Origin of the sequence: Curtobacterium sp. MCBA15_016, from assembly GCF_001865105.1 — a bacterium.
Lineage (GTDB): Bacteria > Actinomycetota > Actinomycetes > Actinomycetales > Microbacteriaceae > Curtobacterium.
Genome location: NZ_MJGR01000019.1, coordinates 30,906 through 33,075, shown reverse-complemented (window position 1 = coordinate 33,075; position 2,170 = coordinate 30,906). Strand labels below are relative to the sequence as shown.

Below are 2,170 nucleotides of genomic sequence, written 5' to 3'. Positions count from 1 at the left end.
GGAGGCGCGGTGCGGGTCGGACCCGCACCGCGCCTCCCGTCATGGGTCGCGTCAGCGACGTGGTGGCGTCAGCGCGTCACCAGGCGTAGTCCTCCGGCGAGGTCTTGTGCCCCGGGAAGATCTCGTCGAGCCGGTCGAGTGCACGCTGGTCGAGGCGGATGTCGACGGCGCGGACCGCGGACTCCCACTGCTCCATCGTGCGCGGGCCGGTGATCGGCGCCGTGACGCCGGGCTGGTGCAGGAGCCACGCCAGGGCGAGCTCGCCCGGGGTGTGCCCGAGCTCCTTCGCGAACGACTCGTAGGCGGTGAGCTGGTCGCGGTGGCCCTCGACGTACTCGGCACTGCGGCCCGAGAGGCGACGCGAGCCGTTCTCGGTCTTCTCGATGACGCCACCGAGGAGGCCGCCCTGCAGCGGTGACCACGGGATCACGCCGAGGCCGTACTCACGGGCGGCCGGGAGGACCTCGCGCTCGATGTCGCGCACGACGAGGTTGTAGATCGACTGCTCGCTGACGAGGCCGAGGGTGTTCCGGCGCGCGGCGGCCTCCTGGGCCTGGGCGATGTGCCACCCGGCGAAGTTCGACGAGCCGACGTAGAGCACCTTGCCCTGCTGCACGGCGACGTCGATCGCCTGCCAGATCTCGTCCCACGGGGTCGCGCGGTCGACGTGGTGGAACTGGTAGAGGTCGATGTGGTCCGTCTGGAGGCGCTGCAGGCTCGCGTCGAGGGCTTGGCGGATGTTGTACGCGCTGAGCTTCCCGCCGTTCGGCCAGTCGATCATGTCGCCGTAGACCTTCGTCGCGAGGACGGTCTTCTCACGCCGCCCGCCCCCCTTGGCGAACCAGCGGCCGATGATCTCCTCGGTGGCGCCCTTGCCCACCGAGCCGCCGTAGCCGTTGGCGGTGTCGAAGAAGTTGACGCCGAGCTCGTGGGCCCGGTCCATGATGGCGTGCGAGTCGTCCTCGCTGGTCTCCGGGCCGAAGTTCATGGTCCCGAGCACGGCTCGTGAGACCGACAACCCTGTGCGGCCGAGGTGTGTGTAGTCCATGGTCCAGGTCTACGCGGTCCCGGTCTCCGCAGGCAGGCCCTGTGGGTACCCGCCTCGGAGGGTGCGCTCCATGCCGCGCCGGGCATGAGCGGGCTGCGCAGGGGAGTAGCGTGCGGTCTCGTGAACACCCCAGCACTCCGTGGCAGCCGGATCCTCGGGTTCGGCCACCACCAGCCAGCACGCGTCCTGACCAACGACGAGCTCTCGACCATGGTCGACACGAACGACGAGTGGATCCGCACGAGGACCGGGATCGAGACCCGGCACATCGCCGGGCCGTCGGACACCGTGACCTCCATGGCGATCGAGGCAGCGCGGAACGCCCTCGCCGACGCCGGCGTCGCGCCCTCCGACGTCGGACTGGTCATCGTCGCGTCCACCACCCACCGCGACCGGGCGCCCTACACCGCCGGTCGGGTCGCCGCGGCGCTCGGCCTGGCGCCCGCCGCCGCACCCATCGACATCAACACCGCCTGCAGCGGCTTCGAGTACGGCGTCGCGCTGGCCGACCAGGCGATCCGGGTCGGGTCGACGGACATCGCGGTCGTCGTCGGCTCGGAGGTGCTGTCCGGCATCGTCGACTGGACCGACCGATCCACGTGCGTGCTCGTCGGGGACGGTGCCGGTGCCGCCGTGCTGGGTGTGTCCGACGAGGCCCAGATCGGCCCGGTGTCGTGGGGGAGCGTGCCGCACCTCGAGGAGGCCGTGCTCGTCTCCGGCGACCCCGAGCGCTTCAGCCAGGAGGGTCGCTCCATCTACCGCTGGGCCATCACCGAGGCCGCCGACCACGCCCGGGCAGCCGTCGCCGCCGCGGGGCTCACGATGGACGACATCGGGGTGTTCGCGTTCCACCAGGCGAACCTGCGGATCATCGAGCCGCTCGTGCACGCCCTCGGCGGGGAGTCGAAGTTCGTGGTGCGGGACGTCGTCGAGTCGGGCAACACCTCGGCGGCGAGCGTGCCGTTGGGGCTGTCGAAGGCGTGGGCCCGAGGGGACCTCCCCGAGGGGGTGCCGGCGCTGCTGTTCGGGTTCGGGGGCGGGTTCGCGCACGCTGGGCAGGTGGTGACGACGCCGGTGCGGGGGCGCTGAGGCGGGCCCGCGTCAGGACGGACGGGAGGCGCG

The 2,170-nt window shown here is 71.8% G+C and carries 2 protein-coding genes; one reads left to right on the top strand and one right to left on the bottom strand.

Annotation, left to right across the window (positions count from 1 at the left end; all coding sequences use genetic code 11):
• Positions 1–76: 76 nt before the first annotated feature.
• A complete protein-coding gene (locus BIV03_RS08655) occupies positions 77–1,048 on the bottom strand; it encodes an aldo/keto reductase (protein WP_071295380.1) in 972 nt (323 codons plus the stop codon).
• Positions 1,049–1,168: 120 nt separating this feature from the next.
• Here BIV03_RS08655 and BIV03_RS08650 point away from each other — a divergent pair, with 120 nt between their 5' ends.
• Positions 1,169–2,137: a beta-ketoacyl-ACP synthase 3 gene (locus BIV03_RS08650; RefSeq protein WP_254790817.1), complete on the top strand. Its 969-nt coding sequence runs from the start codon at positions 1,169–1,171 to the stop codon at positions 2,135–2,137.
• Positions 2,138–2,170 lie beyond the last annotated feature (33 nt).

What these genes read in the sequence shown, in the direction of transcription:
- BIV03_RS08655 (WP_071295380.1), bottom strand. Translation starts at nt 1,048, where the DNA reads ATGGACTACACACACCTCGGCCGCACAGGGTTGTCGGTCTCACGAGCC.